Below are 25,532 nucleotides of genomic sequence, written 5' to 3' on the forward strand. Positions count from 1 at the left end.
AGCACTATCCGAAGGAGTCCCAGATGAGCGCGCCACCCCGATCTGGGTCACCGATGGTCAGCGAAAGAGACCGCCGCCGAGTCGTTTTCGCGACCGTGGTCGGGACGACGGTCGAGTGGTACGACTACTTCGTCTACGCGGGCGCCGCGGGGCTGGTCTTCGGCAAGCTCTTCTTCCAGCCCGCCGGGGACGGGATCGCCACCATCCTGTCCTTCCTCACGGTGGGGATCAGTTTCCTGTTTCGTCCGCTCGGCGCCTTCCTCGCCGGTCATTTCGGCGACAAGTACGGGCGGCGGGTCATCCTGATGGTCACGCTGGTGGCGATGGGCGGCGCGACGACGCTGATCGGCCTGCTGCCGACCTATGCGGTGGCCGGCCTCGCCGCCCCGGTTCTGCTGATCCTGCTGCGCATCCTGCAGGGCATCTCGGCCGGCGGTGAATGGGGTGGCGCCGTGCTCATGGCGGTCGAGCACGCGCCACCCGGCAAGCGCGGGGTATTCGGCGCGGCGCCCCAGGTGGGTGTTCCGCTCGGCTTGCTGGCGGCCTCCGGTGTGCTGGCCCTGATGACGGTGCTCGCGCCCGGCGACGCCTTCCTCGAATGGGGTTGGCGGGTACCGTTTCTGCTGTCGGTCGTGCTCATCCTGATCGGCTACTACATTCGCCGCCGGGTGGAGGAGAGTCCGGTCTTCGTCGAGCTCGCCGAACGCAGCGAGCAGGCCACGACCCCCATAGTCGAACTGTTGCGCGGGCACGGCCTGCTCGTGCTGGTCGCGGCGCTCGTCTTCGCGGGCAACAGCGCCGTGGGGTACATGACCACCGGTGGCTATATCCAGAACTACGCCACCGACGTCCACGGACCGGTCGGCCTCGCCCGCGGCCCCGTGCTGTGGGCGGTCGCCGGCTCGGCCGTCACCTGGTTGCTGTGCACCTGGATCGGCGCCGCGCTCAGCGACCGGATCGGCAGGCGCGCAACCTATCTCATCGGCTGGGCGGTCCTGCTCGCCGCGTTGGTCCCGCTCTTCCCGCTGGTGAACACCGCGAACCCGGGCCTGCTCTGGTGCGGGCTGGCGCTGCTGACCGTCGGCCTCGGTTTCACCTACGGCCCGCAGGCCGCGTTCTACGCCGAGCTGTTCCCGGCTTCCGTCCGGTTCTCCGGCGTCGCGGTGTCCTACGCGATCGGGGCGATCCTCGGCGGCGCGTTCGCCCCGACGATCGCCGCCGCGCTCGTGCGCGCCAGCGGGACGACCACATCGGTCGTGCTGTATCTCGGCGGAGTCGTCGTGGTCAGTTCCGCGGCCACGCTGCTGCTGCGCGACCGGCGCGCGCTCCCGCTCGGCCCCGATCATGAAGCGGCACAGGCGATAAGCCCGATCAGAGGAATGACGAGGGTCTGAACAGTGCAGTTCCATCATCACGGTTACCTGTCCACCGATCCGCGCGTGCAACCGGCCGCCGGTGTCGGCCTCGACCGGCCGGACGACCTGCCCGAGGCGGTCGACGTGCTCATCGTCGGCACCGGTCCGGCGGGCATGATCACCGCCGCCCAGCTGGCCCAGTTCCCGACGGTCGACACCAGGATCATCGAACAGCGTCCGGCCCGCCTGGCCATCGGGCAGGCCGACGGCATCCAGGCGCGCAGCGTCGAGACCTTCCAGGCGTTCGGGTTCGCCGAACGCATTGTCGCCGAGGCGTTCCGCATCACCGAAATGGCCTTCTGGAAACCGGATCCCAACGATCCGTCGAAGATCGTCCGGGCGGCGCGGACCCGCGACGACCCGGCCGGCATCAGCGAGTTCCCGCATCTGCTGGTCAACCAGGCCCGGGTGCTCGACTACTTCGCCGAGGCGATGGCCAACGCGCCGACCCGGATGCGGCCCGACTACGGATATCGGTTCCGCGCACTGGAGATCACCGACGGCGACTATCCGGTGCGCGTGCACCTGGTGCACACCGCGGGCGAGCGGGAAGGCCGATCGCGCACGGTGCGCGCGAAGTACGTGGTCGGCGCGGACGGGGCGCACAGCCGCGTGCGCGCGGCCATCGGCTGTATTCCGCAGGGGGACAAAGCGTTCCACGCCTGGGGCGTGATGGACGCGCTGGCTGTCACGGACTTCCCGGATATCCGCACCAAGTGCGCCATCCAATCCGGGACCGGCGGGAGCATCCTGCACATTCCGCGCGAGGGCGGCTACCTGTTCCGCATGTATGTCGATCTCGGCGAGGTCGCCGAGGACGACAACGGCAGGGTACGCGAGACCGGCATCGAGGCGATCATCGAGCAGGCCAACGAGATTCTGCATCCGTACACCCTCGACGTGCGGGATGTCGCCTGGCACAGCGTCTATGAGGTCGGCCACCGCGTGACCGACCGGTTCGACGACGTACCGGTGGACGCGGTGGGCACCAGGACGCCGCGGGTGTTCATCGCCGGAGACGCGTGTCATACGCACAGCGCGAAGGCCGGACAGGGCATGAACGTCTCGATGCAGGACGGATTCAACCTCGGCTGGAAACTCGGGCACGTGCTGTCCGGGCGGAGTCCGGAAACCCTGCTGGCGACGTATTCGGCGGAGCGGCAGGTGATCGCGCGGAATCTCATCGACTTCGACCGGGAGTGGTCGAGCATGATGGCCAAGCGTCCGGAGGAATTCGAATCGCCCTCGGCGCTCGAGGACTTCTACGTCAAGACCGCGGAGTTCCCGGCCGGCTTCATGACCACGTACCCACCCTCGATGATCATCGGCGCGCCGACGCATCAGCGGCTGGCGAGCGGTTTCCCGATCGGGAAACGCTTCAAGTCCGCACCGGTGGTCCGGGTCGCCGACGCCAACCCGGTGCACCTCGGGCATCACCACCGGGCCGACGGCCGGTGGCGGATATACGCTTTCGCCGCCGACCCGACCCTGGTCGGAGCCGATGTCGCGGTGCTCGACCGGTGGGCGAACTGGCTCGGCACGGCGGCCGAATCTCCACTGGTCGCCTATACGCCGAAGAACGCCGACCGGGACACCGTCTTCGACGTGAAAGTTGTGTATCGACAAGACCACACCGGGGTGGACATCGGCGCGGTGCCCTCGGTCTTCCTGCCGACGGTCGGGCCGTTCCAGGTCGTCGACTACGAGAAGGTGTACGCGACCGACCCGCAGGTCGACATCTTCGCCGAACGGGGCATCGATCGCCGCGGCGCGGTGGTGGTCGTGCGCCCGGATCAGTATGTGGCCGCGGTGTTTCCGCTCGCCGCGACCACGGAACTCACCGCCTTCTTCGACCAGATCCTGCTGCCTCCGCTGGAGTTCTCATGACCCTCGACAGTCCGGCGGCGAACGAGCCGGTCGTCCACGATCACCAACTGCGCCGCGGTTCGCTCGGCGTGTTCGGGGTGACGTTCTTCGTCATCTCCGCGGCCGCGCCGCTGACCGCGATGGCCGGCGGCGCGCCGGTGGCGATGCTGCTGGGCAACGGCGCCGGTGTGCCGGGCGCCTACCTGCTCACCGTCGGCACGCTGCTGGTGTTCGCCGTCGGCTACACGGCGATGGCGCGCCATCACACCAGCACCGGTGCGTTCTACTCCTACATCACCCGCGGTCTGCGCCAGCAATTCGGCGGCGCCGCGGCATATCTCGCGCTGTTGAGCTACAACGCCATGCAGATCGGGCTCTGGGGACTGTTCGGCGCCGCGACCGGCGGGTTCTTCGCCGACGAGTTCGGCATCGATATCGACTGGTGGGTGTATGTGCTGCTCGGCATCGCCGTCGTCGCGGTGCTCGGCTACCGGCAGATCGATCTGTCGGTCAAGATGCTGTCGGTTCTGGTGGCCGCGGAGTTCCTCGTCGTGCTCGTGCTCGCCGTGGTGATCGCGGTGCGCGGCGGCGACTTCGGGACCACCTCGATGAGCGCCACCCCGCTCACGCCCGGCGCGTTGACCAGCGGGTCGCTGCCGATCGCGCTGCTGTTCTGCTTCGCGTCGTTCGTCGGTTTCGAGGCCACCGCGATCTACAGCGAGGAGGCCGTCGACCCGAAGCGGACGGTGCCGAGGGCGACGTTCCTGTCCGTGCTCGCCATCGGCGTCGTCTACACGGCGGTCACCTTCCTGATGATCAACGGCGCCGGTGTCGACAACGCCAAGGGCTTCATCGAAAAGCTGGTCGATCCGACGACGTTCCTGTTCGAGCTCTCGAATTCCTATATCGGGACTTGGTATACGACGGTCATGCGGTTCCTGTTCTGCACCAGCGTCTTCGCCGCCGTGCTCGCCTTCCACAACGCGGTGGCCCGCTACAGCTACGCGCTCGGGCGCGAGGGCCTGCTGCCCGCCCACGCGGGCCGGACCCATGCCGTGCACCGGAGCCCGCATGTCGGTTCGGTCGCGCAGTCGGTGCTGGCGTCGGTGGTGGTCGGGGTGTTCGCGGTGACCGGGCAGGATCCTGTGCGGGCGCTGTTCACCTGGCTGACCAACCTCGGCACCCTGGGGGTGATCGCGCTGATGGCCGCGTGCTCGTTCGCCGTCGTCGCGTTCTTCCACCGGCATCGCGACCTGGACGAGAATCTGTTCCGCACGCTGATCGCGCCGATGGTGGCCGGCGCGGCGCTGGTCGCCATCCTCGGGTACGCGATCGGGAACTTCGATCTGCTGATCAGCGCCGGCGGTGTGCTCGTCTGGCTGCTGCCGGGACTGCTGGTGCTGGCCGCGGCCGCCGGAGTCGTTGCGGCACTGATACTTCGAGCGCGTGCCCCGCAGCGGTACGCGGAGCTGGGGCGGCATTATGTCTGACACCTTGCACACCAACGCGGCGGTGTGGACGGCCGATGAGTCGGTAGCGCACGCGTCGTCGTTCCTGGTCCGCGACGGTCTCGTCGTCGCTTTGGATCCCGCGCGCGGTGACCTGTCCGGGCGCGAGACGGTTGTCGATCACGGCGGCGCGTTCGTCATGCCCGGTCTGGGGGATATCCACACGCACCACCTGGTGGCCGGTCGTGCCGATCTGTTCGAGCTGGCACTGGACGCGACGGCCTCGCTCGACGCGGTGCTCACCTCCGTCGAGAAATGGGCCGCCGGTCTGGCGAGCGACGCGTGGATTGTCGGGGGCGGGTGGGGAAGCACTCTGGCACCGGCTGTTTCGACTCCGAGTGCCCTGCGCCGGCTCGATGCGGCGGCAGGGGGACGGCCGGTGCTGTTGCGCGACGACAGCTGCCACAATCGGTGGGTCAGCTCGCGCGCCATGCAACTCGCCGGCATCGGCGGGTCCTCCGGTGATCCCGCGGGCGGTGAGATCGTGCGCGACCAGGCGACCGGCGAGCCGGTCGGCCTGCTCATCGAGTCGGCGCTCATTCCGGTGGAGCGGGCCTACGCGTCGTCGCTGGGGGACAGCACCGCCCTCGATGCCGCCGGGTGCCGCAGAGCCGTCGAGCTGCTGCACGGCTTCGGCATCACGCACTTCCAGGATGCCGCGGCGTCGTTGCCGATGCTGCGCGCGCTCGCCGAACTCGACCGGCGCGGGGAATTGACTGCCTGGGTGGTGACGTCGGCGCAGATCAACGATCGGATCTTCGGCACGGATCCGTTCGGTGTCCCGCTGCTGGACGCGGCCAAGCGGTATCGAACCATCCATCACCGGCCGGACTTCGTCAAGATCTTCCTCGACGGCGTGCCCACGTCGCGGACCGCGCTGTTCCTCGAGCCGTATCTGCCCGACGCCGAGCACGGGGACACCTGGGTGGGGGAGAGCGCGATGACGCCCGCCGAACTCACCGGGTGGCTGGTCGAGGTGGCCCGGCGGGGGCTGGGCGCGAAGGTGCACTGCACCGGAGACGGTTCGGTCCGAATGCTGCTCGACGCCGTGGCCGAGGTCCGCGCGGCCGGTTACGCGGACACGATCGTGCAGCTGGCGCACGGCGAATACATCGACGAGGCGGATCTGCCGCGCGTCGCCGCATTGAAGGTGGTCGCGGATCTGTCTCCGCCGCTGTGGTTTCCGGGCGTCATCTTCGAGGCGCATTGCCACTGTATCCCGCGCGATCGGGCAATCCGCATGTGTCCCAACCGAACTCTGCTCGACTCGGGCGTGCTGCTGGCCGGCGGTTCGGACTGGCCGGTCACACCGAGCCCGAATCCGTGGATCGGCATCCAGGGCTTGGTGACTCGGGCCGATCCCACCGGGTCGTTCCCGGGGACGCTGGGGCCGGAGCAGGCGCTGACCGTGGCCGAGGCGATGCGCGCGTACACGATCGGCGTCGCGCGGGCGAGCGGGCTCGGCGCGGTCGCCGGTTCGCTCCTGCCGGGCAAGTCCGCCGATTTCACTGTCCTGGACCGCGATCCGTTCGCGATCGACCCGATCGATCTGGTCGACACCAGGTCGGTGCAGACCTGGTTCGCCGGGCGTCCGGTCCATCCCTCGGTGCCGTAAGGAAGCAGCATGGATACCCCCTCGATCGACTTTCTCTACCTCTCCGAACCGGACATGATCGCCGCCGGAGTCACCGACATGGCGGCCTGCGTGGACGCCATGCAGGAGACCTTCGTGCTGCTGCACCAGGGCGATTACCGGATGGCGGGCCCGAACAGCGACTCGCACGGCGCGATGATCACCTTTCCGGACCACTCGCCGTTCCCGACTATGCCGGCCAATACCCCCGAGCGGCGGTTCATGGCGATGCCCGCGTATCTCGGCGGTAGCTTCGGCACCAGCGGGATGAAGTGGTACGGATCGAATATCGCCAACCGCGCCAAGGGATTACCGCGATCGATCCTCATGTTCCTGCTCAGCGACACCGACACCGGTGCGCCGCTCGCGCTCATGTCGGCGAATCTGTTGTCCGCCTACCGAACCGGTGCGGTGCCCGGGGTCGGTGCGCGGCTGCTGGCACGCCCGGACTCGCGGGTGGCAGGCATCGTCGGTCCCGGCGTGATGGCCAGGACCTCGCTCGCCGCGTTCGTCGCGGCCTGCCCCGAGCTCGGCACCGTCAAGATCAAGGGCCGTGGTCAGGGCAGCATCGACGCGTTCGGCAAGTGGGTCGCCGAGCAGTATCCGCAGCTAGAGACGATCGTCGTGGACACCATCGAGGAGGCGGTGCGGGACAGCGACATCGTCACCTACTGCACCACCGGCGTGCCCGGCGATCCGGCGAATTATCCGGCCGTCGTGCGGGATTGGGTGCGGCCGGGCGCGTTTCTGAGCATGCCCGCCCCGTGCGATATCGACGAATCCATGCAGGGGCCGGACGTCCGCAAGGTCGTCGACAACGTCCGGCTCTACGAGGCGTGGGCGGAGGAGGTCAGCCATCCGGTGCACAACCGGATCCCGATCATCGGCTGCAAGTTCATGGACATGATCCAGGCCGGGGTGATGGACAGGGACGACCTGGTTGATCTCGGCGCGATCGCCGCCGGCGCGCAGGCCGGTCGGCGCACCGACGACGAGATCGTGCTCTTCTCGGTCGGCGGCATGCCGGTCGAGGATGTGGCCTGGGGGACCGTGGTGTACCGGAACGCCGTCGAACGGGGCATCGGCACCACCCTGAACCTGTGGCAATCGCCCGCACTGGCATGACGACGGAAAGGTCTCGAACGATGGACGCGGATGTGGTGGTCATCGGCCTGGGCAGCGCGGGCTCGATGGCGTTGTGGCAGTTGGCCAAACGCGGACTCGACGTGATCGGCATCGAACAGTTCGGTGTCGGCCACGCCCGCGGTTCGTACGCGGGCGATTCCCGCCTGTTCCGCTCCGCCGTGCACGAGGGGCCGCGCTATGTGCCGCGCCTGCGGCGAGCGCGCGAGCTGTGGCGGGAACTGGAGCGGGAGACCGGCAGGCATCTCTACGACGAATGCGGCGCGCTGCAGATCGGCGCGGCCGGTTCGGGTGGCATCGCCAAATCCATTGCCTCGGCGGCGGAATTCGAGTTACTGCACGAGGTGCTCGACGCGGCGGCGCTGCGTGCCCGCTATCCGCAGCACCGGGTCGACGACGACACCGTCGCCGTCCTCGATCAGCACGCGGGCAGCCTGTATCCCGAGGCGAGCGTGCTGGCCGCCGTCGAAGCGGCCAGATCCCATGGGGCGCGGATCATTACCAACGCCGAGGTCATCGACTTCGACGAACGCGGCGGCCGGCTGGAGATCGTCACCGCCGATGTCCGGGTCACCTGCGCCAAAGTCGTGGTGGCCACCGGATCCTGGACCCTGCGGCTGCGTCCGGATCTCAAGGGGTTCCTACAGATCATGCCGCTCTCGCTCACCTGGTTCATGCCGCATCACCCCGAATGGTTCACCGCGGACCGCTTTCCGGTGTTCATCCGCGACGAGGACGGTGTGCACCTCTACGGCACCCCCAGCCACGATTCCTACAGCGTGAAGGTGGCGACGGAGCCGCTGTGGTCCACGATCCCCGGACCCGACGACGTGCCCGGGTTCAGCCGCGCCGATCTGCGCCGGATCGGCAGCTGGGCGGCGGATTTCATCCCCGACCTGAACCCGGAGCCGGTGCGCTGCTCGATGCACCACGACCTGTTCGCGCCCGGCGACCTACCGCTCGTCGATCTGGACGAGGACACCGGAATGCTGCTGCTCACCGCGTTCTCCGGGCGCGGGTTCAAATTCGCCCCGGTGTTCGGCGAGCTCGCCGCCGATCTGCTCACCGGAACCCGCAACGAGCTCTGGGACCCCGGTTTCGCGCTGTCCGCGCATCCACGGTGAGGTCAGGGCTTCGGCCTGCGGGTGCGTTCGGCGATGGCGCGCAGCGTGCCGAGTTTGTGGTCCCGGGCGGCGAATTCGATCTCGCGCACGTCGGCGCCGGTCTCGATCAGGTCGATCAGGTGCTCGTGCTCGGCGATGGAGCCCTGCGCGCGGCCGGGCACGAACGCGAACGAGGTGCGGCGCACCAGGTCCAGCCGGGCCCATTCGGCCCCGGCCAGCGATCGGATGTGCGCGTTCGGGCAGCGCCGCAGGATCACGTCGTGGAAGTGGTGGTTGAGCTCGGTGAAGGCGGCCGGGTCGAACGCGGTCAGCGCCTGCGCCATCTGCCGGTTGAGCGCGCGGGCGCGGGTGATGTCGGTCTTGCGCATCCGGGTCGCCGCCGCGGCGGTCGCGTACCCCTCCAGCACCGCCAGGGTCTGCATCGCCTGCTGGTATTCCCCGGTTTCCAAGTGCGCCACCCTGGCGCCGACATTGCGGATGAATTCGACGTATCCCTCGGCCTCCAACCGGCGCACCGCCTCCCGCACCGGCACTGCGCTGACGCCGAACTCCCTGGCCAGCTGCTCGAGCACGAGACGATACCCCGGACCGTACTCGCCCGCGACGATGCGGGACCGGATCAGCTCGTAGGCGGCCTCGTGTTTGGACCCGGTCCCGTCCGGGCCGGTCGAGGGGGAGCGTTGCGGCACAGTGCCTTCCATGCCCATGATTCTGCGGCCGTGACGCCGCGCCGCATCGCGCACCCGGTGTCCATCCGTTGACTTCACGCGCACACTGTCCCGGCCGGGCCTGCGCCGGGGCCGGTCCGGCGGCGACGATCGGTCGGGTGACGGATTACGACTTGCACGCCGACTACATCGTCGTCGGCGCGGGCACCGCCGGTTCGGTGCTGGCCCGCAGGCTGCTCGACCGCACCGAGGCCACCGTGCTGGTGCTCGAGGCGGGCCAGGCCGATACCAATCCGGCCATCCACGACCCGATGCGGATGCACGAACTGTGGCACACGGCCGAGGACTGGGATTACTTCAGCGTCGCTCAGCCACACGCCGCCGGCCGTCGCCTGCATATGCCGCGCGGGCGGGTGCTCGGCGGTTCGCACGCGCTCAACGCGACCATCTACGTGCGGGGAAACCCGGCCGACTACGACTCCTGGGCCGAATGCGGCGATCCGGGCTGGTCGTGGCGGGAGATCGAGCCGCTGTTCCGGCGGATCGAACGCTACGACCGCGACGAGTCGGGCGGCAAAGGCACCGGCGGGATGCTGGACGTGCTCAGCGATTACGCGGTCGATCCGATCCAGGAGGCCATCCTGGCGGCGGCCGGACAGGCCGGGGTACCCGCCAATCCCGACTACAACAGCGGCGTACAGGACGGTGCCGGGCGGGCGCAGTTCACCCTGCGCGACGGCAGGCGCAGAACCACCGCCGACGCCTATCTCAAACCGGCGCTGGGCAATTCGCGGATGAGCGTGCGGACCGGTGCGCGGGTGCACCGCGTCCTGATGCGGCAAGGGCGGGCCACCGGCGTGATCGGTAGCATCGATGGCCGCCCGTTCCGTGCGTCGGCGCAGGCCGAGGTGGTGCTGACCGCGGGGGCGATCGATTCCGCGGCGTTGCTGCTGCGCTCGGGCATCGGACCGGCCGGAGAGCTCCGGGCCGTCGGCATCGAGCCGGTCGCCGATCTGCCGGGCGTCGGCCGTAACCTGCTTGACCACTGGCTGGTACCGGTGATCTTCAGCGCCGAGCGCGAGATCGTGCACACGCCCGGACTGCCGCACGCGCAGACACAGCTGTTCTGGCGCAGCGAGCCCGGCTTGGCCGTGCCCGATGTGCAGCCGCTGCATTTCAGCGTCCCGCTGTACGAACCGTGGATGTCCGGGCCGGGCAACGGGTTCTCGCTCATGGCCGGGCTGATCCGGCCGGACAGCGTCGGCAGCCTGACGGTCGCCGGTGCGGACGGGCCGACCCTGATCGACCCGAAAGCGCTTGCGGCGCCCGCGGATCTGTACCGGCTGGCCGACGCGGTGACGCTGTGCAGGCGGATCGGCGCCGCGCCCGCGCTGCGGGACTGGGGCGCCGTCGAGCGGTATCCCGGACCCGGGGTGCGGGCCGGGGCCGACCTGCGCGACTACATTCGCCGCACGGTGCTCAGCTACCACCACGTGAGCGGGACGTGCGCGCTGGGCGTGGGGCCGGAGGCGGTGGTGGACCCGGCGCTGCGGGTGCGTGCCGTGACCGGGCTGCGGGTCGCCGACGCGTCCGTGATGCCGACCATCACGACGGGCAATACCAACGCGCCCACCATGGTCATCGCCGAACGCGCCGCGGACCTGATCGCGCCGCCCTGACGCCAATCCGCTTGCCGGACAGGGAACAGCGGATTGTCAGGCACCGCATCGAGCGCCGATTCCGCGGGTGGTGCGTTCGCCCGCCGGGCAGCATGAGGCGATGACGATCCCGACCCGCATCGACGGCACCTCGGGCGAGCACGCCGAGGCGAGTTCGCCACTGGACATGGTGGTCGACGACCCGGCGACCTTTCGGGGACGCGTTCGCGGGCACGCCGCGGGGGAGCTGGTGTTCGCCGAGGTATCGGCGATCGCGCACCGGGGCGTCGGCCCGGTGCGCGCCGGGGCGTATTACAAAGTGCTGGTACCGGTTCGGGGACATTGCTCGCTGAGTCAATCCGGTCGGCAGGTGCGCCTGACCCCGAACGATGTCGCGGTGCTGGATATGTCGCTGCCCTACTCGGTGCTGTTCGACACCGCGTGCCAGTTGCGGGTCGTGCTGCTGCCCGGCCGCGTCCTGCGCCTGCCCGTGACCGGAGTCGACGCGATCACCGCCACGGCGCTGTCCCGGCGACACCCGGCGACCGCGCTGCTGCCGATCCTGCTGGCCGGGATGAGCAGCAGGACAGGTGAATTCGGTACGGTGGAACTGCTCCGGCTGGCCGACACCGTCATCGACCTGGTGACGACCGTGCTGGCCGCCCACGCCGGGGCGGATCCGGCGGCGACCGCCCACGGGGTGCTGCCCCGGGTCAAGACGTTCCTCGAGGACCACCTCGACGATCCGGAACTCTCCCCGGCGATGGCGGCTACCGCGGCGCATCTGTCGCTCGGCTACCTGCACAAGCTGTTTCGCGCCGAGGGGGCCACCGTGTGCGGGTGGATCCGGCAGCGCCGCCTGGAATGCTGCCGCGCCGATCTGACCGATCCCGCGTTGTACGAGCTGACCGTCGCCGCGGTGGCGGCCCGGCGCGGTTTCGTCGACGCGGCACACTTCAGCCGTCTGTTCAAACTGACCTACGGTGTGCCGCCCCGCGAATACCGAATCCTGCACGGGCTCGGCAACTTTCCGCCCGGCTAGGCGCCGTCCTGGTGTTCGGCTTCGAGGAGGGCGAGCAGTCCGGGAAACCTGCTCTCGATGTCCGTGCGGCGTAGGCGGATGCCCTTGCGGTTGCCGTAGTCGATCTCGTCGATGAGGCCCGCTTCGCGCAGGACTCGGAAGTGGTGGGTCTGGGTCTGCTTCGAGATCGGGAGATCGAACGAGTTGCAGCCGCGCTCGCTGTCGGCGCGGTCGGCGGCCAACTTCGTCATCACCGAACGGCGGTGCTCGTCCGCGAGCGCGCGAAGCACCACGCCCAGCTCGAGCGCGTCGACCGCGGGACCGGCCAGGTTCGTTCCGGCCACAGGCTCCTCCTTAGGTACGTCTTGCATCGTACCTTAGGGGCGTGTTCTACTCGAGTACGAAATCGATCGTACCTAGACGCCAGAGAATGCGGTCGTCGTCGCTCCGAGAGGTTGTGTCGTGAAGAAGCCCGAGGTGCTGATAGTCGGTGCTGGAATCGCCGGGCCCGCGCTCGCGTACTGGCTCGCCCGGAATGGATACCGGCCGACCGTCGTCGAGCATGCGCGGCAGTTGCGCTCCGGGGGCAGCGCGATCGTCGTGAACGGGCCCGCGATACCGGTCGCCGAGCGGATGGGCATCCTGCCGCAGCTACGCGAGCTCGGCACTCGCAATCGGTCGCTGACCCTGCTCGACCCGGACGGCAAACAAGTCCTGCGACTTCCGTCCGCCGAAGGTGCGTCAACGGTCGAGGTGACCCGGGCCGATCTGTCCGAGGTACTGCACCGGGCGGCGCACGGCGATGCCGAGTTCGTGTTCGACGACACGGTCACCGCGCTCGAGCAGGACGACGGCGGGGTAGACGTCACCTTTCGACGGTCCGCGCCACGGCGTTTCGACATGGTGGTCGGTGCCGACGGGATGCATTCCGCCATCCGGCGTCTGGTGTTCGGGCCCGAGCGGCAGTTCGTCCGCGACCTGGGTCTGTACGGCGCGACCGTCCCGTTGGAACCCGACGCCATCGACGACCCGAGCGAGCTGACGATGCTGACCGTGCCGAACCGGATGCTGGTCGTGCACCCCGCGCGCAGCACGCCGCTCGCCATCTTCACCTTCCGGGCCGCACTACCGGCGTCGCACGACCGCAAAGACATCGCGCTGCACAAGCAAATCGTGGCCGACACCTACGCCGACGTGCGCTGGCGGGCACCGGAACTCGTGGCGGCGTACCTCGACCACCCGGCCCCGTTCTTCGATCCCCTGACGACCGTCCGGATGCCCTCGTGGTCGCGGGGGCGGGTCGTGCTGCTCGGGGACGCGGCGGCGGCCACCGCCCTGCTCGGCGACGGGTCGAGCATGGCGATGGCCGGAGCGTATGCCCTTGCCGAAGAACTCGCCGCCCACCGCGGCGCGCGCGCCCGCGCCTTCGCCGCTTACGAGTCGCGGCTGCGCCGCGAAGTGCGGCCGCGGCAGCGACGCGTCGGCCTGCTCGCCAGACTTCTGGTGCCCAGCACCCGATCGGGCCTCGCGGTACGCAACACGGTGGGCCGCGTGATCGGTCGCACGAACGACGCCACCCCGTCGGCCGACACCGGTCCCGTCAAACACTAGGCCCGCATGGCCGCCTGGACCAACGCGGTGTCGGTGAATTGTTCGAAGCGCGTGACGGTTCCGCCGGACAGCCGCCAGACGTGCACGAACCGGGCGGTCATCCACTGCCCGGTCGCGCGGAAGGTGCCCGAGTAGTTGCCGATTCCGATGACGATGCCCTCCCCGCCGCCCGCGATTTCGTCGACCGCGGCGGTGTAGCCGTCCCATTCGGCGGCGATGCGGGCGAAGACGTTGTCGCGCACCGCGTCCGGGCCGATGTAGGTGCCCGCGTAGGGGAACCCGGCCATCTCGGTCCAGGCCACGTCGGCGGCCAGCGGGGCCAGCATGCCGGGCAGATCACCCCGGTCGGAGGCCGCGTAGTGGGCCGTGATCACCTCGAGGTCGCGGTTCATGGCGTCCGTCTCCTTCACATCGGTTGTCCGTCTTGGGGATACTGCACTCGGCCCAGGCTGGTGATATGCGCGCCGCCGGGTGCGTTGCGCACCGCGCCGCCGCGGCCGATGCCGAAGAACTTTCCGGTGGAACGCATCGCGGCGAGATCGTAGAGCCAGGTCGCGGCGACCGGGATGAGGAACTCGCGGAAGGTGAACACGTAGAAGTCGTCCGCGAGTTTCCAGGTGGTGGTCAGGTCCACGTCGCCGTGGCCGCGCTGTTCGCCGACCAGGCATTGCCAGCAGTAGCGCTCGGAGCTCAGGTAGACATGCTCGTAGAGATGGTCCGGGCTGTACCGGTACAGCGCGCGCCAGCCCACCAGATCGCGGGTGGGGCCGGGGATTTCGCCGCTCGGGGTGCGGCCGTCGCCGGGATCGACCACGCCGGCGAAGAACCGCTGCGAGACTTGCGGGACACCCGGCGTCGGTTGCTCGGCGATGGTCGATTCGATCGTCACGGTGCGCGCGGTCGGCAGGTGCAGCACCGTCACCTCGGTGACGTGCGGCCGGTCGGCGAAGGTCTGGTCGAGGAAGAACACGTCGGGGGAGACCTCGATCGCCTGGTACCAGTCCGCGGCGGATTCCGAGCCGCGCGTCCACTGGACCTGATCGGCGGAGTCGAACCGGAGTTCGGTCACCACGTCGTCGGACCGACGCAGTTGCCAGCGTTGGTCTTTCAGCCGATCGGTGGGCGGTATCCGGTTGCCGTCGATTCCGGCGGCGAAGTCGTCCAGCTCCTTCCAGCCGGCGGGCGAGTGCCAATCCTGTACTGCGGTACTGTCTTCGGCCATCGTTGTCTCCTCAATCGTTGGGCGCGAACGCGATGGTGGGCAGGTCCACCGCGGACGCGCCGGCATCGGCGGTCACCACCGACCCGGTCATCGCCGCGGAGTCGGCGGACAGCAGGAAGGCGATGATGGTCGCGATCTCCGCCGGTTCGACCGGGCGGCCCAAAGGGGTGTCCCGGGTGACCAATCGGTAGGCCGCTTCGCGATCGATACCGCGTTGGGCGGCAAGCACATCCATCTGTTCGTCGGCCATGTCCGTGCGTACCCAGCCCGGGCACAGCGCGTTCACCCGTACGCCGTCGCGGCCGTAATCGCGGGCCAGCGACTTGGTCAGCCCGATCAGCGCGTGCTTGGCAGTGACGTAACCGGCTACCGCAGGCCCGGCGAACAGCCCGGCCAGCGACGACACCACGACGACCGAGCCGCCCTGCGCGCGCAGATGCGGTAACGCGGTGCGCACGGTGACGAACGCGGTGGTCACATTGGTCTGCATGGCGAGCTGCCAGTCGTCGTCGGTGGTGTCGCCCGCCGTGCCGAGCCCGTGCCCGCCCGCGTTGGCGACCACCAGGTCCAGCCGGTCATAGCGCTCGACGGCGGCGTTCACCATCCGCTCGACGTCCGCGGTGTTCGCGGCATCGCCCGCCGCGACCAGGGCGGCGTCGCCCAGCTCGGCGGCTACCGTCTCGAGCGGTTCGCGCCGCCGGCCACACAGCACCACCGCTGCACCCTCGGCCACCAGCCGCCGCGCGGCGGCCGCGCCGATGCCGGTGCCGCCGCCGGTGATCAGGGCGACCTGTCCCGCCAATCGTTTCGTCATATCCATCCGGATCTCCGCATCGCTGTTGTGGCGCCGACGGTATCGGCGCGCACCGGCGGTTTCGAGGGCTGCCCGAGCCGGGTGTTCTGGCGGACAAGGACTGTGCACGCAGGGACAAGGGATCTCGCGCCCGGTGCCGGAAGCTGGTTCGCACATTCGACGACAGGAACGCGATCGTGAGCGCCAATGACACCGAACAGCGTGAACCGGCAACCCGGCCCGCTACCGCCCAGGCGGGTATCACCCCCGTGCTGCGGCGGATGCTGCACACCGAGTCCAACAGTGTGCTGCTGGCGACCATCGCCCTGGTCGTCCTCATCGGGGTGCTGCATCCGGACTTCCTGAGCGCCGGGCAGATTCGGGATGTCTTGCAGAGTTCGGTCTACGTCGGGCTGCTCGCCGCGGGGATGGCGTTCCTGCTGGCGATGCGGGAGATCGACCTGTCGGTGGGGGCGGGGTTCGGGCTGTCGCTGATCACCGCCGCGGTGCTGATGCGGTCGGGGGTCGATCCGTGGCTGGCCGCGGGCGCCGCGATCGTGTTCGGCGCGTTGCTCGGGTTGGTCAACGCGCTCGTCGTGCAGGTCATCGCGATTCCCGCGATCGTGGCGACGCTGGCCACGATGCAGGTCTATCGCGGGCTGGCGGCGGCGTGGAGCAACGGTCAGCAGGTCAACGGATTGCCCCTGCAGCACTCGTTTTTCACGTTGGTCGGCGGTGACCGGCTCGGCCTGCCGGTCAGCGTGTGGGTGCTGCTCGTGGTCACCGCGGTGCTCACGGTGATCCTTCGCCTGACCCCGTTCGGCTATCGGGTCCGGTCCATCGGATCGAATCCGGAGGCGGCCAGGTTCTCCGGCATCTCGACGGGCCGCACGCGGTTGCTGGTGCTGATGGGGGTCGGCGCGCTGTGCGGGCTGGCGGGCGTGCTCGGCCTGGCGTTCTTCACCTCGGGCGACCCGAATGTCGGCACCGGCTTCGAGTTGCAGGCCATCGCGGCCGCGGTGATCGGCGGCACGCCGCTGCGCGGGGGCAGCGCGACGGTGGTCGGCGCGGTGGCGGGCGCGGTGCTGCTCAGCGTGGTGTCCAGCGGCCTGGTGTATTTCGACATCCCGGTCAACTGGAGCGCGTTCGCCAGCGGCGTCGTCGTGTTGATCGCGGTGGCCATCGACAGCCTGCTGCGCAGCCGCCGGCGCGCCAAACGGTCCGAATTCGGGCTCTAGCGAACGTCTTTCGAAGGAAAAGGGATCGTGATGAATCGATCGAGCACATGGCTGCACGCCGCGGTCGCGAGCTGCGCGCTGGTCCTGGTCGCGTGCGGCAGCAGCGGCACCGGCGCAGGCGGGCCGAAGACCGGCACGTTGCACATGGCGTTCGTCTACGCCACCACCTCACAGAATCCGTTCCAGGAGATGGCTTTAGGCGCCGCGGCGGGCGCGGCGGACGCCGGTGACGTGGATCTGACCGAGACCGCGCCGCCGTCGATCAACGGCCCGCAGGAGGTGTCGCAGTTCCAGGCCGCGGTGCGCACCGCGCGGGACGGGGTCGCGATGGAAACGCTCACCCCGGACCTGTTCGTCCGCCCGCTCCAGCAGGCCGCCGCCGCGGGGGTGCCGCTGGTCACCGTCGACACGGTGCCGCCCGCCGGGGCGAAGGTGGAGCTGTACGTCGGCAACGACAACACCGAACTCGGCCGCAGCCTCGCCACCGAGATCATCAAGCGGATTCCGGTCGGCACCACCGGCGAGGTGGTCCTCGGCAACGACATCCCGGGCCTGGATCTGCTCAGTCAACGGCTGGACGGCATGAAAGCCGTTCTGCAAGAACAGCGTCCGACGCTGACCGTGCTCGGGCCGTTCGACACCGGCTCCGAACCCACGGACAACTACAACAAGTGGAACAACACGGTGAAGGCGCACCCGGACGCGGTCGCCTACCTCGGGGCGGGGGCGTCCGACGCGGTGTCGCTGTCGCTGATCCAGAAGAACACCGGCCGCCGGATGCTGGTCGGTTCCTGCGATCCGGACGCACAGGCGTTGATCGGGGTGAAGGACGGCTATGTGGCCGCGCTCGCCTCGCCGGAGCATTGGCTCAAGGGCTACATCGCGATCCGGCTGCTCGCCGAGCACGCGCGCACCGGCAAGCCGCTGACCCAGGGCTGGTGGAATCCGGGCGGACTGATCATCAATGCCGCCAATATCGACGACATCATCGCCCGTCAGCAGAACGACCAGAGCCGGCGGCAGTGGTTCGCCGACGCGGCCGCTCGCCAGCTCGCCGACCCCGGGAGCTACCTGCGGCCGCTGGCGGAAGCGAAATGACCGGCACGCCCATGCTCGAGGTCAGTGGCGTCGGCAAAGCCTACGGCGGGGTGACCGCCCTGCACGACGCTCGGCTGACCGTCCGCGAAGGGTCGGTGCACGCGCTGCTGGGGGAGAACGGCGCCGGAAAGTCCACCCTGATCAAGGTGGTGTCCGGCGCCGTGCCGCCCGATCGCGGCAGCCTGCGGCTCGGCGGTCGTCCGGTGTCGTTCGGCTCGACCGCCGAGGCCGCCAGGAACGGGGTGGCGGTGGTGTCGCAGGAACTGAACCTGTTCCCTGACCTCGATGTGCTGGCGAATCTGTATCCGATGCGCGAGCCGACCCGCGGGCCGTTCCGGAACCGAGCGGTGATGGTCGAGCGGGCCGAACCGGTGCTGGCGCAGCTCGGGCTGGACGTGGACGTGCGCCGCGAACTGGGGACGTTATCGCTGGCGCAGCGGCAACTGGTGGAGATCGCCAAGGCGCTGATCACCGAGCCGCGGGTGCTGATCCTCGACGAGCCGACCTCGGCGCTGGACGAGGCGGGCACCCGCAGGTTGCTGAATATCGTTCGGGTACTGCGGGAACGGCGCGTCGCGGTGGTGTTCGTGTCGCACATCCTGGAGGAGACGCTGGCGCTGTGCGACGAGATCACCGTGCTGCGCGACGGGCGAACGGTGCTCTCGGCGATGCCGCGGGCCGAGCTGGACCTGGACCGGGTGGTGACCGCCATGCTGGGCGAACGGGACACCGTCGCGGCCGAGGTCGCGGTGGCACGGGCGTCCGAGCCGGCCTCCGGCGCGCTGCGGGTGCAGGGGGTCGACGTGCCCGGCCGGCTGCACGGGCTCGAATTCAGTGCCGCGCCGGGGGAAATCGTCGGCATCGCCGGACTGGTCGGCTCCGGGCACAGCGCCATTCTCGAGCTCGTGGCCGGGCTGTGCGCGCCGAGCGCCGGTCGAATCACCCTGCCGGACGGTCGATCCGGTCCGTCGGGGTTGCGCGCGGCGATCGCCGCGGGGGTCGCGCTGGTATCCGGCGATCGGCGACGGATCGGGCTCATGCTCGACAAGCCGTTGTGGGAGAACCTGGCCCAGATCCGGTCGGTCGCGCTGGCCCGCGACGGTGCGCTGCTGACGCCGGGCCGGTTGCGGGACCGGGCACGAGAGCTGGTGTCCCGGTTCCACATCCGAACCTCCGACGTCGATCTGGCCTGCGGTCTGCTCTCCGGCGGCAACCAGCAGAAGGTGGTCATCGCCAAATGGCTGGCGGCCGAGCCGGCCGTGCTGCTGCTCGACGACCCCACCCGCGGCGTCGATGTCGGTGGCAAGGCCGAGATTCACGCCCTGCTGCGTGCCGCGGCGGCCACCACGGTGGTGCTGCTGTGCTCGACGGACCTCGACGAGCTCGCGACCCTCTGTGACCGGGTGCTGGTGCTGTATCGCGGGCGATTGTGCGTGACATTGGCAGGGGATCGCATCGATCCGCACACCGTGCTGCACGCCATGAACACCGGGGCCGCCTGACTCCGGCAGGACGCGGTGCCGGGGAGAATGTCGCACTGTCACATAGAATCTCAGCTACGAAATCGTATATGATCGTTACCTGCCAGTGCCGCATCATCGAGGAGGGCACATGCCGGTGGCGACCCCGCCGCGGTTCTCGCGGGTGGACCGATTCGACAGCTTCCGCGACGCCGTCTCGCATACTTTCGTGCCGTTGCAGGTGGAACGCGTCGGCGCCGAACCCTTCGACGGCCGGCTGCGCAGCGTCGCGCTGGGCCCGCTTCAGGTGACCGAGGTCGGGGCCACCCCGCATCTGGTGCACCGGACCCCGGCCCTGATCGCGCGCTCCGATCCCGAGTGCTACAAGCTGGGCGTGCAGTTGCACGGGCACTGCCTACTCACCCAGGACGACCGCGAAACCCGTTTGTCCGAGGGCGATTTCACGATATACGACACGAGCCGCCCCTACTCGATGGCGTTCGACGGACCCTACCGGCAACTGGTGCTGATGCTGCCGCGCAGGCTGCTGTGCCTGCCGGAGGACCGGATCGCCGCCGTCACCGCGCGCCGGGTGCCCGGCGACCACGGCGCCGGCGCGCTGCTGTCGATGCTGCTGCGCGAGCTGTCCGGTCACCTCGACGAGGTGACCGGGCCGGCCGAGACGCGCCTGGCCGACAACATCGTCGATCTGCTCGTCACCGTGCTGGCCGGCCGCCTCGACCTGCTCGCCTCGGCCAGGACCGCGGTGCGCCGCCCGCTGACCGCGCAGGTCATGTCCTACATCGAGGGAAACCTCGGCGAGGGTGATCTCTCGCCGCAGCGGATCGCCACCGCGCACTACATCTCGACTCGCTACCTGCACAAGCTCTTTCACGAGCAGTCGACCACCGTCGCGGGCTGGATCCGGGAGCGGCGGCTGGAGCGCTGCCGTCGCGACCTGCGCGACCCGCTGCGCCGGGACCGCTCGATCGCGGCCATCGCCGCGCGCTGGGGCTTCCCCGACCCCGCGCATTTCAGCCGGACCTTCCGCGCCGCCTACGGCATCAGCCCGCACGAGTACCGGTGTGCGCAACGCGCGCAACCGGTCTCGGCGTCGGCTCACGGCTCCTGAATGGGATCGGGCAGCTTCCAGCGCTGCGGGCGCGGGCGCAGATAGAGCAGGTAGTAGGCGCAGCCGAGGAGCATCGCGACGACCGCGACCACCATCTGCTGCCAGGACGCCTCGATCACGCTGTAGGCCGCATAGCCCATGGCGGCGACGACGATGATCGGCGGCAGCGGCCACAGTGGCATTCGGTAGCCGCCGGTGGACGGGCGGCTGCGCACCCGGAATGCGGCCAGGGCGACGACCAGATACACCATGACCAGCCCCGCGCCGGTCGCGGTGATCAACCAGGACAGCGGCAAGACGGTCGCCGCGACGGCGGCCAGTGCCCCGACCACGACGGTGGCGACCACCGGTGTGCGCCAGCGTGCGTGCACGCCGGCCAGTGCCCGATCGATCGGATCGGGCCAGCTGCGGTCGCGCGCCGAGGCGAACAGCAGGCGGGATATCTGGAGGATGATGGCGATCACCGCGTTCACGATCGCGATCGCGATGCCGACGCTCACCAGGGTGTTCACCGCGGAACCGCCGCGCTCGGTGAGGAAGTAGTTCATCGGTGCCTGGCTGGTCAGCAGGTCGGTCATCGACGGGGCGCCGAGCACCACCGCGGCCAGCGGGATGATCTCGATGGCCACGGTGGCGGCCAGGCAGACCATGATCACCCGGCCGATCGTGCGCGTCGCGTTCTTCGTCTCCTCGGCGTAGTAGACCGCGGCGCCGTAGCCGTTGTAGCCGAACAGCGCCACCGGGATGAGCGCGGCCAGCGCGCCCGCGCCCACCGGGGCCGGGCCCGCGTCGGTCATCGTGATCGCGTGCACCCATTCCGCCGGTCCGCGTTCGATATTGGTGAAGCCGAGGAACGCCAGCACCGCGATCGCCGCGATCTCGATGAACAGGAAGACGCCGGTCACCCAGGCGTTGGCCTTGATGTTGAGCACCGCGATGCCGGTGGTCACCACGATCACCCCGATGCCCACCCACTTGCCGCCGAGCGAGGGTATCGCGACGCCCAGGTAGTCGCCGGTGCCGAGGGCGATGACCGAGATGATCAGCACGCCGTTCACCAGCGTCAGGGCGAACAGGGCGAACCCGATCGGCCGGCCCAGCAGCCGCGCGGCCCAGGTGTATTCGCCGCCGGTGATCGGATAGGCCGCCGCGAGTTCGGCATAGCAGAGGCCGATGAACACCGACGCCACCGCGGCGATGGCCAGGGTCAGGACCGACGCACCGCCCGCCGCCAGCAGGATCGCCGGAATGATGATGAACACGCTGGACGCCGGCGTCACCGACGAGAGCGTGATCAGAATGTTCTCCCCCATGCCCAGCGCGCGCGAGAGCTGCTGGCGGTAGCGCGGGTGTTGATGGTCGTCGTCGGCAGTCTGGCCGGTGGTCTGGGTCGCCATGGCCGGTCCTTTCTTTGATGTACAGTCAAAGAATGGACCAAAACGGCTGAGAAGATCTGGTTTTCGAGGTTACGAATGATTAATTCGTCATCAACACGAGGCAACAGGAGGGGCGGATGGCGCGGCACAAGGATCAGGAGCGGGCGCGGCGGGTGATTCTCGACGCGGCGCTGACCGCGGTGTCCGACCGCGGCGTGGGCAAGCTCAAGATCCGTGAGGTCGCCGAGGTCGCGGGCGTCTCCCCGGCGACGGTGCACTACTACTTCGACGATCTGGACAACCTGCTGCGCGAGGTGCATCGCGACGCCAGCGATCGGTTCTTCGGCGGGCGGCTGGCCATGGTCGCCACCATCACCGACGCCCGCGCGAAGATCGGCGCGCTGATCTGGGCGGGTCTGCCCGCCTCGGACGCCGATGAACTGGTCGTCGCGCTGTACCGGCTGGCCGCCTATCGCAGCGTCGCCGCCGAGCACGGCGACCGGATCACCGCGCTGTTCGAGCAGCAGGTCGCGGTGTATCTGAGCGCGCTGGAGGTGGGCGTCGCGCAGGGGCACTTCACCATCGATGCGCCGGTCTTCGACGTCGCCGCGAATCTGGTTGCGCTGGAAGACGCATACGGCCTGCACATCGTCAGCCGGAACCGGTCCATCACGAAAGCCCGTGCCGCCGAACTGATCTGCTCCTACGCGCGGACCGCCACGCACTGCCCCGACATCACGACACCGGAAGGATGACCGATGACCGAGCATCGCTCGTTTTCCCCCGACGGACGCCCACGGGCGCGCGCACTCGGCCTCGCGCCCGGCGGCACACCGGGTCCGTGGAACGCCATCACCGACGTGCCCGGCCTCGAGGTGGGCTATCAGACGGTGATTCAGGGGGAGGGCCCGTTGCGGCGGGGCGCGGGCCCCGCGCGCACCGGCGTCACCGCGATCCTGCCGCGCGGACGGTCCGGTGTCGGCCGCCCGTGCGCCGCGGGTCGCTACTCGCTCAACGGGAACGGCGAAATGACCGGCACCGCCTGGATAGACGAGGTCGGGCAGTTGTCCATGCCGGTCACGATCTCCAACACCCATGCCATCGGCGCCTGCCACACCGGGGCGGTCCAGTGGATCAACCAGACCCATCCGGCGCTCGCGCGGGAATGGCTGCTGCCGGTGTGCGCCGAAACCTGGGACGGCTACCTCAACGACATCAACGGCGGGCACGTCACGCCGGAACTCGTTGTCACGGCGCTGGATTCGGCCCGGCGCGGACCCCTCGACGAGGGTTCGGTCGGCGGCGGCACCGGAATGAACTGCTACGCCTTCAAGGGCGGCAGCGGCACCGCGTCACGACTGGTCGAATTCGGGGCCGAGACCTACACCGTCGGGGTGTTCGTGCAGGCGAACTTCGGCTCCCGGCACGAGCTGACGATCCGCGGGCAGCGCGTCGGTGACCGGCTCGAGGTGGACAATCCGATGGAAACCAGGGCGTGGGGCGCCGCGCCCGGCCGACAGCCCGCCGCGCCCGGCGGCGCCGGTTCGGTCATCGTCGTCGTCGCGACCGACGCCCCGCTGGATCCGTTGCAGTGCACCGCCATGGCCCGCCGCGTCCCGTTCGGCCTGGCCCGCACCGGCACCACCGGCAGCCTATTCTCCGGCGACCTGTTCCTCGCCTTCTCCACCGCGGGCGACCGCCCCTCCGACACCGCCTTTCCGCACGGCGAGCCCACCGCCGCAGATCTGGTCAGCACCACCCGCCTGCCATGGAACCGGATGGATCCGATGTACACCGCAGTCGTCGAGTCCGTCGAGGAGGCCGTACTGAACGCCCTCATCGTGAACACCTCGATGACCGGCCGGGACGGTCACCACTCGCCCGCGCTCCCGCATGACCAGTTGAAGACATTGCTGACCAACGGTTTTCGGTAGCACCGAGCGACGCTGTGCGGCGGTCAGGAGTCGAGCAGATACTGGGCGACGATGTAGCCCGAGTTTCCGGAGACGCCGGCGCCGGGCCAGGTGCCCGCGCCGAGTACGTAGAGATTCGGGATGAAGGTGCGGTGGCCGGGGGCGGCGGCGATCGGGCGCAGGGCGAAGCTCTGGGCGAGGTCCTGCGCGCCGCCGTAGGGGTCGCCGGGGCCGCTGTTGGGGTTGAACGCGGCGAGCGTGGCCGGGGTGACGACGGCCCGGGTGACGATGGTCGCGGTGAGGCCGGGGACATGCCGTTCGACGACCTCGAGCACTCGATCGGCGAAGCGGTTCACCACGTCGGTGTTCCAGGTGCCGTCGGTGGTGATCAGCCCCGCCGCGTCGCCGCGCGGCCGGGTGGGCACGTCGGTTACCTGGACGCGCAGCACGCTGGTGCCCGCCGGCGCGCGGGTCGGATCGTGCGCGGTCGGGCAGTCGACGGTCATCGTCGGCCACGCGGGCAGCAGGCCGGCCCGCGCCTGCGCGACATGCAGCGAGAGTCCGTCCAGGGAATCGGTGAGGAACGGCTGGCCGATCCGCTCGAATCGCTTGTCCGTCCACGGAATCGGCGCCGAGGTGGCCAGGTGCAGCTGGAACAGCCCGGTGCCGTAGCGGTATCGGCGGGCCTGCGACAGAATGCGTTCGGGCACTTCGGCTTCCGCGAGCAGCCAGCCGTAGAGCTGATCGGGATTGACCGAGGCGACGACGCTGTTGCGCGCGCGGTACGCGCTGCCGTCGGACAGTTGGACGCCGACCGCGCGGCCGTCGGCGACCCGGATCCGGGTCACGGTGGCGCCGGTCTGCACGACCCCGCCGTTGTCGGTGATGATGCCGCCGAGCGCCTCGGCGAGTTTGCCGATGCCGCTCTGCGGAATCGGATTGCCCGCCGCGGTGAAGCCGAGCGGGAAGATGGTGGTCCAGAACGCGCCGCCGGCATCGTCCGGCCCGTGGCTCACGTGGGCCGGCCACGAGGCGAAAAGGCTTCGCATGGCCGGGGATTCGATCCCCGACACGGCCGAGCGCGCGGTGTCCACCGCGGTTTCGGCGATCTCGGACCAGCCCTTGCCGTCGGTGACCAGCCGGGCCAGCGTCGCTCGGGCCGCGTCCGCGGTCAGGTCCTGGCTCATCAGCCCGAAGGTGTCTCCGGTCGCGGGTCCCAGCGCCGAGACGATCTCGGCGACCGCCGCGCTGTCGCCCGGATGCAGCCGCTCGGCCTCCTCGGCCAGCGCCACCGGGTCGCGGGGGAACACCGCCGTGGTGCCGTCCTCCATCGACACGCCGGTCGGGAACTCGGGTTGCCGGATCTCCAAGCCCTGCTTCTGGAGTTCCTGGCCGAGGTCGCGCCACGCGGGGCCGCTGACGAACAGCGGCACCGCCGAGGAGAACGGATCGTAGGTCACCCCGGGCGCCAGTTCGGCGCTGCGGACGAATCCGCCGACCCGGTCGTTGCGATCGATGACGAGGACCTCGTAGCCGGCCCTGCTGAGATAGGCCGCCGCGACCAGCGCGTTGTGCCCCCCGCCGACGAAGATGTGGTCGAAAGTCTGCATGCGATCAAGTCGACCAGTCCCACCGTGGTGCCGTCGAGATCTG

Annotated in this window: 22 protein-coding genes; 15 read left to right on the forward strand and 7 right to left on the reverse strand. The window is 69.5% G+C overall.

Annotated features, from left to right (window positions below):
- The first annotated feature begins 23 nt into the window (after positions 1-23).
- From ACFQ9K_RS16840 to solA, 6 genes are read left to right on the forward strand one after another with little or no spacing between them, the layout of a single operon-like run.
- Entirely contained in the window at positions 24-1,394 is a 1,371-nt protein-coding gene (locus ACFQ9K_RS16840; protein WP_378713126.1) for an MFS transporter, read from the forward strand.
- Positions 1,395-1,397: 3 nt separating this feature from the next.
- A complete protein-coding gene (locus ACFQ9K_RS16845; protein ID WP_378713128.1) occupies positions 1,398-3,302 on the forward strand; it encodes an FAD-binding monooxygenase in 1,905 nt (634 codons plus the stop codon).
- Positions 3,299-4,771 carry an APC family permease gene (locus tag ACFQ9K_RS16850; protein ID WP_378713130.1) on the forward strand — a complete coding sequence of 491 codons (1,473 nt, stop codon included), beginning with the start codon at positions 3,299-3,301 and terminating at the stop codon, positions 4,769-4,771. Before ACFQ9K_RS16845 ends, ACFQ9K_RS16850 begins: the two co-directional genes overlap by 4 nt.
- Positions 4,764-6,404, forward strand: a complete 1,641-nt coding sequence (locus tag ACFQ9K_RS16855; RefSeq protein WP_378713132.1) for an amidohydrolase — start codon at positions 4,764-4,766, stop codon at positions 6,402-6,404. Before ACFQ9K_RS16850 ends, ACFQ9K_RS16855 begins: the two co-directional genes overlap by 8 nt.
- Before the next feature lie 9 nt (positions 6,405-6,413).
- Positions 6,414-7,547, forward strand: a complete 1,134-nt coding sequence (locus tag ACFQ9K_RS16860; RefSeq protein ID WP_378713134.1) for a tyramine oxidase subunit B — start codon at positions 6,414-6,416, stop codon at positions 7,545-7,547.
- 20 nt (positions 7,548-7,567) lie between these two features.
- Positions 7,568-8,689, forward strand: a complete 1,122-nt coding sequence (gene solA, locus ACFQ9K_RS16865; RefSeq protein ID WP_378713136.1) for an N-methyl-L-tryptophan oxidase — start codon at positions 7,568-7,570, stop codon at positions 8,687-8,689.
- Between the two features lie 2 nt (positions 8,690-8,691).
- On the opposite strand, the gene ACFQ9K_RS16870 is transcribed toward solA, so the two are convergent.
- The gene (locus tag ACFQ9K_RS16870) at positions 8,692-9,390 is read right to left on the reverse strand and encodes a GntR family transcriptional regulator (protein ID WP_378713137.1); all 699 of its coding nucleotides are present in this window, start codon (positions 9,388-9,390) and stop codon (positions 8,692-8,694) included.
- 125 nt (positions 9,391-9,515) lie between these two features.
- On the opposite strand from ACFQ9K_RS16870, the gene ACFQ9K_RS16875 reads away from it, so the two are divergent.
- The gene (locus ACFQ9K_RS16875) at positions 9,516-11,036 is read left to right on the forward strand and encodes a GMC family oxidoreductase (RefSeq protein ID WP_378713140.1); all 1,521 of its coding nucleotides are present in this window, start codon (positions 9,516-9,518) and stop codon (positions 11,034-11,036) included.
- A 100-nt stretch (positions 11,037-11,136) separates the two neighbouring features.
- Complete coding sequence (locus ACFQ9K_RS16880; RefSeq protein WP_378713142.1) at positions 11,137-12,057, forward strand: helix-turn-helix domain-containing protein; 921 nt, start codon at positions 11,137-11,139, stop codon at positions 12,055-12,057.
- On the opposite strand, the gene ACFQ9K_RS16885 is transcribed toward ACFQ9K_RS16880, so the two are convergent.
- Positions 12,054-12,380: an ArsR/SmtB family transcription factor gene (locus tag ACFQ9K_RS16885; RefSeq protein ID WP_378713143.1), complete on the reverse strand. Its 327-nt coding sequence runs from the start codon at positions 12,378-12,380 to the stop codon at positions 12,054-12,056. The two genes, ACFQ9K_RS16880 and ACFQ9K_RS16885, sit on opposite strands and share 4 nt — an antisense overlap.
- 118 nt (positions 12,381-12,498) lie before the next feature.
- On the opposite strand from ACFQ9K_RS16885, the gene ACFQ9K_RS16890 reads away from it, so the two are divergent.
- The gene (locus ACFQ9K_RS16890) at positions 12,499-13,647 is read left to right on the forward strand and encodes an FAD-dependent monooxygenase (RefSeq protein WP_378713145.1); all 1,149 of its coding nucleotides are present in this window, start codon (positions 12,499-12,501) and stop codon (positions 13,645-13,647) included.
- On the opposite strand, the gene ACFQ9K_RS16895 is transcribed toward ACFQ9K_RS16890, so the two are convergent.
- Genes ACFQ9K_RS16895 through ACFQ9K_RS16905 form a run of 3 tightly spaced genes read right to left on the reverse strand, consistent with a single transcriptional unit; the run spans position 13,644 to position 15,689 of the window.
- A complete protein-coding gene (locus ACFQ9K_RS16895) occupies positions 13,644-14,039 on the reverse strand; it encodes a nuclear transport factor 2 family protein (RefSeq protein WP_378713147.1) in 396 nt (131 codons plus the stop codon). The genes ACFQ9K_RS16890 and ACFQ9K_RS16895 overlap by 4 nt on opposite strands.
- A gap of 14 nt (positions 14,040-14,053) precedes the next feature.
- Entirely contained in the window at positions 14,054-14,869 is an 816-nt protein-coding gene (locus ACFQ9K_RS16900; protein ID WP_378713149.1) for a molybdenum cofactor biosynthesis F family protein, read from the reverse strand.
- Between the two features lie 10 nt (positions 14,870-14,879).
- The gene (locus ACFQ9K_RS16905; RefSeq protein WP_378713151.1) at positions 14,880-15,689 is read right to left on the reverse strand and encodes an SDR family NAD(P)-dependent oxidoreductase; all 810 of its coding nucleotides are present in this window, start codon (positions 15,687-15,689) and stop codon (positions 14,880-14,882) included.
- Between the two features lie 170 nt (positions 15,690-15,859).
- On the opposite strand from ACFQ9K_RS16905, the gene ACFQ9K_RS16910 reads away from it, so the two are divergent.
- From ACFQ9K_RS16910 to ACFQ9K_RS16925, 4 genes are all read left to right on the forward strand, one after another.
- Complete coding sequence (locus tag ACFQ9K_RS16910) at positions 15,860-16,900, forward strand: ABC transporter permease (RefSeq protein WP_378713153.1); 1,041 nt, start codon at positions 15,860-15,862, stop codon at positions 16,898-16,900.
- A 30-nt stretch (positions 16,901-16,930) separates the two neighbouring features.
- On the forward strand, positions 16,931-17,998 hold the full coding sequence (locus ACFQ9K_RS16915; protein WP_378713266.1) for a sugar ABC transporter substrate-binding protein: 1,068 nt from the start codon (positions 16,931-16,933) through the stop codon (positions 17,996-17,998).
- A complete protein-coding gene (locus ACFQ9K_RS16920) occupies positions 17,995-19,500 on the forward strand; it encodes a sugar ABC transporter ATP-binding protein (RefSeq protein ID WP_378713155.1) in 1,506 nt (501 codons plus the stop codon). The genes ACFQ9K_RS16915 and ACFQ9K_RS16920 overlap by 4 nt, the downstream gene beginning before the upstream one ends.
- A gap of 109 nt (positions 19,501-19,609) precedes the next feature.
- Positions 19,610-20,590, forward strand: coding sequence for a helix-turn-helix domain-containing protein (locus ACFQ9K_RS16925; RefSeq protein ID WP_378713157.1), 981 nt, complete (start codon positions 19,610-19,612; stop codon positions 20,588-20,590).
- On the opposite strand, the gene ACFQ9K_RS16930 is transcribed toward ACFQ9K_RS16925, so the two are convergent.
- A complete protein-coding gene (locus tag ACFQ9K_RS16930; RefSeq protein WP_378713159.1) occupies positions 20,578-21,987 on the reverse strand; it encodes an APC family permease in 1,410 nt (469 codons plus the stop codon). The genes ACFQ9K_RS16925 and ACFQ9K_RS16930 overlap by 13 nt on opposite strands.
- A 116-nt stretch (positions 21,988-22,103) precedes the next feature.
- On the opposite strand from ACFQ9K_RS16930, the gene ACFQ9K_RS16935 reads away from it, so the two are divergent.
- Both ACFQ9K_RS16935 and ACFQ9K_RS16940 read left to right on the forward strand, forming a co-directional pair.
- Positions 22,104-22,721: a TetR/AcrR family transcriptional regulator gene (locus tag ACFQ9K_RS16935; RefSeq protein WP_378713160.1), complete on the forward strand. Its 618-nt coding sequence runs from the start codon at positions 22,104-22,106 to the stop codon at positions 22,719-22,721.
- Positions 22,722-22,724: 3 nt separating this feature from the next.
- Positions 22,725-23,900 (forward strand): P1 family peptidase, encoded by a 1,176-nt coding sequence (locus ACFQ9K_RS16940; protein ID WP_378713162.1) that lies wholly within the window; start codon positions 22,725-22,727, stop codon positions 23,898-23,900.
- A gap of 23 nt (positions 23,901-23,923) precedes the next feature.
- Here ACFQ9K_RS16940 and ACFQ9K_RS16945 read toward each other — a convergent pair whose 3' ends face one another.
- Positions 23,924-25,489, reverse strand: a complete 1,566-nt coding sequence (locus tag ACFQ9K_RS16945; RefSeq protein WP_378713164.1) for a phytoene desaturase family protein — start codon at positions 25,487-25,489, stop codon at positions 23,924-23,926.
- Between the last annotated feature and the right edge of the window lie 43 nt (positions 25,490-25,532).

The sequence above is a fragment of the Nocardia sp. NPDC056564 genome, from assembly GCF_042793755.1.
Lineage (GTDB): Bacteria > Actinomycetota > Actinomycetes > Mycobacteriales > Mycobacteriaceae > Nocardia.

Excerpts from the sequence above, each read along its gene's own strand:
- ACFQ9K_RS16840 (WP_378713126.1), top strand. The coding sequence starts at position 24 with ATGAGCGCGCCACCCCGATCTGGGTCACCGATGGTCAGCGAAAGAGAC.
- ACFQ9K_RS16850 (WP_378713130.1), top strand. The coding sequence starts at position 3,299 with ATGACCCTCGACAGTCCGGCGGCGAACGAGCCGGTCGTCCACGATCAC.
- ACFQ9K_RS16855 (WP_378713132.1), top strand. The coding sequence starts at position 4,764 with ATGTCTGACACCTTGCACACCAACGCGGCGGTGTGGACGGCCGATGAG.
- ACFQ9K_RS16860 (WP_378713134.1), top strand. The coding sequence starts at position 6,414 with ATGGATACCCCCTCGATCGACTTTCTCTACCTCTCCGAACCGGACATG.
- solA (WP_378713136.1), top strand. The coding sequence starts at position 7,568 with ATGGACGCGGATGTGGTGGTCATCGGCCTGGGCAGCGCGGGCTCGATG.
- ACFQ9K_RS16870 (WP_378713137.1), bottom strand. The coding sequence starts at position 9,390 with ATGGAAGGCACTGTGCCGCAACGCTCCCCCTCGACCGGCCCGGACGGG.
- ACFQ9K_RS16880 (WP_378713142.1), top strand. The coding sequence starts at position 11,137 with ATGACGATCCCGACCCGCATCGACGGCACCTCGGGCGAGCACGCCGAG.
- ACFQ9K_RS16895 (WP_378713147.1), bottom strand. The coding sequence starts at position 14,039 with ATGAACCGCGACCTCGAGGTGATCACGGCCCACTACGCGGCCTCCGAC.
- ACFQ9K_RS16900 (WP_378713149.1), bottom strand. The coding sequence starts at position 14,869 with ATGGCCGAAGACAGTACCGCAGTACAGGATTGGCACTCGCCCGCCGGC.
- ACFQ9K_RS16905 (WP_378713151.1), bottom strand. The coding sequence starts at position 15,689 with ATGGATATGACGAAACGATTGGCGGGACAGGTCGCCCTGATCACCGGC.
- ACFQ9K_RS16915 (WP_378713266.1), top strand. The coding sequence starts at position 16,931 with ATGAATCGATCGAGCACATGGCTGCACGCCGCGGTCGCGAGCTGCGCG.
- ACFQ9K_RS16920 (WP_378713155.1), top strand. The coding sequence starts at position 17,995 with ATGACCGGCACGCCCATGCTCGAGGTCAGTGGCGTCGGCAAAGCCTAC.
- ACFQ9K_RS16925 (WP_378713157.1), top strand. The coding sequence starts at position 19,610 with ATGCCGGTGGCGACCCCGCCGCGGTTCTCGCGGGTGGACCGATTCGAC.
- ACFQ9K_RS16930 (WP_378713159.1), bottom strand. The coding sequence starts at position 21,987 with ATGGCGACCCAGACCACCGGCCAGACTGCCGACGACGACCATCAACAC.
- ACFQ9K_RS16935 (WP_378713160.1), top strand. The coding sequence starts at position 22,104 with ATGGCGCGGCACAAGGATCAGGAGCGGGCGCGGCGGGTGATTCTCGAC.
- ACFQ9K_RS16940 (WP_378713162.1), top strand. The coding sequence starts at position 22,725 with ATGACCGAGCATCGCTCGTTTTCCCCCGACGGACGCCCACGGGCGCGC.
- ACFQ9K_RS16945 (WP_378713164.1), bottom strand. The coding sequence starts at position 25,489 with ATGCAGACTTTCGACCACATCTTCGTCGGCGGGGGGCACAACGCGCTG.